3 protein-coding genes and 2 pseudogenes are annotated in these 3,458 nt (G+C 68.0%); 4 read left to right on the top strand and 1 reads right to left on the bottom strand.

Annotation, left to right across the window (positions count from 1 at the left end; translation table 11 throughout):
* The 3 genes and pseudogenes from H7I87_RS25920 to H7I87_RS25910 form a co-directional block, all read left to right on the top strand.
* Window positions 1-124 (top strand): annotated as a pseudogene (locus H7I87_RS25920) (IS630 family transposase); the annotation flags it as partial.
* An 88-nt stretch (window positions 125-212) separates the two neighbouring features.
* Entirely contained in the window at window positions 213-488 is a 276-nt protein-coding gene (locus H7I87_RS29280; RefSeq protein ID WP_023862077.1) for a hypothetical protein, read from the top strand.
* An 18-nt stretch (window positions 489-506) separates the two neighbouring features.
* Window positions 507-942: pseudogene (locus tag H7I87_RS25910) on the top strand (SDR family NAD(P)-dependent oxidoreductase); the annotation flags it as partial.
* 28 nt (window positions 943-970) lie between these two features.
* Here the strand turns inward: H7I87_RS25910 and H7I87_RS25905 are convergent.
* The gene (locus H7I87_RS25905) at window positions 971-1,606 is read right to left on the bottom strand and encodes a DUF5134 domain-containing protein (protein WP_023862076.1); all 636 of its coding nucleotides are present in this window, start codon (window positions 1,604-1,606) and stop codon (window positions 971-973) included.
* Between the two features lie 226 nt (window positions 1,607-1,832).
* Here H7I87_RS25905 and H7I87_RS25900 point away from each other — a divergent pair, with 226 nt between their 5' ends.
* Window positions 1,833-3,269, top strand: coding sequence for an FAD-dependent oxidoreductase (locus tag H7I87_RS25900; protein ID WP_023871545.1), 1,437 nt, complete (start codon window positions 1,833-1,835; stop codon window positions 3,267-3,269).
* Window positions 3,270-3,458: the final 189 nt, after the last annotated feature.

Here is a 3,458-nt window from a genome sequence, read left to right as displayed (position 1 = left end):
CATCCGCGCCTGGATCGAGCACTGGAACGACAACCCTAAGCCCTACGTCTGGACAAAAACCGCCGACCAAATCCTGGAATCCGTCGCCAACTACTGCAAACGAATTAATAACTCAGGACACTAGGCCTAGGACGGCACCCGGCAGTCAGTTGGTGGCCGAGGCGTAGCCCGCTCGTGACCTTCTCGCGACGGCGGCCAAGGATCCTCATCAGGTGACGGTAATCGCGGTCATCGGCGCGCTCGCGACGGCGGCCTTCCTCGGCTACCACGTCGGCCGCCGGGCGGGCTCGCCGCGGCCGACCTGGGCGAAGCGCACCAGCAGGCCCGCGTTGGGCAGACTGACGATCACCCTGATCGCGATGATCGCGGCGCGCCGGATCCAGCAGCACCTCCGGGCCGAGCGCAGACGCGCCGCGACCCACGCATCGAGACTGGTTGCACCGCTCGATATTTTGCGTGCGGGCGTAACGCGGATTCGGTGCTACTAGATAAAAGGACCACAACGAGATTCGATGACCGACGAGGACTGGGAGCACGACCTCGCGGTGAACCTGAACGGGCCGTTCTTCCTGTGCAGGGCGGCGCTGCCGCAGCTGCTGGAACGCGGCGGCAACATCGTCAACGTGAGCTCCATCGCCGGCGTCGAGGGGCAGGCGTATTCGGCCGGCTACTGCGCGGCCAAGCATGGATTGATCGGTCTAACCCGCGCGCTGGCAGTGGAATACACCGCGGACCGGCTGCGCGTCAATGCGGTATGCCCGGGTGGCATGCTCACCCCGCAGATCGAACGGTTCAGCGCGCCGGACGATCCGAACTACGACCTGATCCTGCGCACCGCGCGGCATGATGCGGCCGCTCGACGTCGCGAAGGTGATCGCGTTCCTCGCCAGCGACGCGGCCGCCGCCGTGTATCGGGTGGACAACGGCAAGGGCGCCGGCTGACGGGCCCGACGCCGGCGACGGCCGTGCACTACCAGAGCAGCATGTCGAACATCAGCGCCGTGCCGGCGGCGGTGAACGCCTGATACAGCGGCTCCATGCGGGCGAGCCGCGCGGGTACCCGGGCCAGCCGGCGCTGGCCGACGAAGCGATAGAGCCAATAGACCGCCAGGGCGGCAAATCCCAGCGCCCCCAGCCAGTTTGCCGCAGCCACCCAGGAGAATCCGCCGGCGCCCGGGGACGCCGGATGCTCGGGTAGCCGCATGCCGGACATGTTCGCGCCCACCGAATCCGACGCCGAGCGCCCATGCGCGTGCGCACCCGTCGTGCCGCTGCTCATCAACGCATACATCCACGCCATCGCCGCCATCATCGCCGCGTAATAGCAGGTTTTGAGCCGTTCTCGGGATTGCGCCGATGCCCGCACGGCCAGGAACGCGAACCATGCCCCCGCCAGCAGGAAAAAGAGCGTCGGCGCAACCGCGGGAAGGCCCAGGCCGACACTCCATACCATCAGGATCATCGCCGCCGACATCGCCAGGTGCAGCAGGTGATTGACCGCGCAGCTCCACCGATCGCGTTGCGACACAGCAAGATAGGCGTACGCCGGAAGGCTCGCACCGAACAGCGCGGTGACGGCCCAGCGCACCGTGAGATCGCCGATCATGGCATGCCACATCGTGACCTGGCGAAGACCGCCCGCAGTTGCGCTGCGTCCATGGCGCCACAGTACCCCGGCGGGGTATCGAAACCAACGGGGGATCGGGGGTCGGCGAACGAGCCGGATTGGATAACGGTTGCAGCACGTTTCGGCCAACCCTCGACACGTCGTGTCGCACCGCGTTTGGCGTGATTGACAATTCGGGGCATGACGCAATCGCGGAAGTCCGACGATGGCGCGTGAAATCTCGCGGCAGGCGTTTCTGCGCGGAGCGGTGGGAGCGTTGGCGGCCGGCGCGGTGCTCGGCGCACCCCGGGTCGCGGCCGATCCGCGACCTTCGGGCTGGGAGGGTCTGTCGACGGCTCTCGGCGGGAAGGTGCTGCTCCCGGACAGCCCCCAATTCGCCGGGGCCAAACAGGTTTTCAACACCAACTACAACGGCTCCACGCCCGCTGCGGTCGTCACGCCGACGTCGGCGGCGGACGTGCAGAAGGCGATGGCGTTCGCCGCCGCCCACAACCTCAAGGTCGCTCCGCGCAGCGGCGGGCACTCCTATACCGGCGCGTCCACCGCGAACGGGACCATGGTGCTCGACCTGCGTCAACTGCCCGGCGACGCCAACTACGACGCCGCCACGGGACAGGTCACCGTGACACCGGCCACCAGCCTCTACACCATGCACCGGACGCTGGCGGCCGTCGGCCGGGGCGTCCCGACGGGGACCTGCCCGTCGGTCGGCGCCGCAGGTCACGCGCTGGGCGGCGGGATGGGCGCTCAGTCGCGGCATGCGGGCCTACTCTGCGATCAGTTGACGTCGGCGTCGGTGGTGCTGCCCAGCGGCCAGGCGGTTACCGCGTCCGCCGCCAGCAACCCCGACCTGTTCTGGGCGTTACGCGGCGGCGGTGGGGGCAACTTCGGTGTGACCACCTCACTGACCTTCGCCACGTTCCCCACCAAGGACGTCGATGCCGTCAACCTGAACTTCCCGCCGCAGTCGTTCGCGCAGGTGCTGGTGGGCTGGCAGAACTGGTTGCGCACCGCGGACCCGAACAGCTGGGCGTTGGCGGACGCCACCGTCGACGCGATGGGCGTGCACTGCCGCATCCTGGCGACCTGCCCGGCCGGGTCCGGCAACAGCGCCGCGGCGGCCATCACGCAGGCGGTGGGAATACAACCCTCCGGGGTGGAGAACCACACCTTCAACTACATGGACCTGGTGAACTACCTGGCCGTGGGAAACCTCAACCCGCAGCCCCTCGGATACGTCGGCGGGTCCGACGTGTTCCCCACCGTCAATGCGGCGGTGGCGCAGGGCATCGCGGCGGCGGTCAACGCGTTTCCCCGCAACGCGGGCCGGATGCTGGCCATCATGCATGCGCTGGACGGCGCGCTGGCCACCGTGGCGCCCGCCGCGACGGCGTTTCCGTGGCGACGGCAGTCGGCGCTGGTGCAGTGGTACGTCGAAACCTCCGGTGACCCCGCGGCCGCAACCAACTGGCTCGCCTCGGCACACCAAGCGGTGCAACAGTATTCGGTCGGCGGCTACGTGAACTATCTGGAGGCCAACCAGTCACCGGCGCGCTACTTCGGCCCCAACCTGTCCCGGCTGAGCGCGGTGCGCCAGAAGTACGATCCCGGTCGGGTCATGTTCTCCGGGCTCAATTACTAGGCGCCGAAGCGCCGTCGCCAATCGATGATTAGCCCGCCTTGGTACGGGGTACTTCCTCTGCATCTGGGACTGCCCCGAGTTCAGTTGGCTCGGAGGTGTGATTTTCAGGCCGCGGTTGCGACCGGTGTGTGGAGCAGTTCGAACTCTATCGGGGTTAGCCTGCCCAGTGCGCGTTGCCGGCGGCGTCGG

It is taken from the genome of Mycobacterium timonense (genome assembly GCF_025821985.1).
GTDB lineage: Bacteria > Actinomycetota > Actinomycetes > Mycobacteriales > Mycobacteriaceae > Mycobacterium > Mycobacterium avium.
This window is presented reverse-complemented; position numbering and strand designations above follow the sequence as displayed.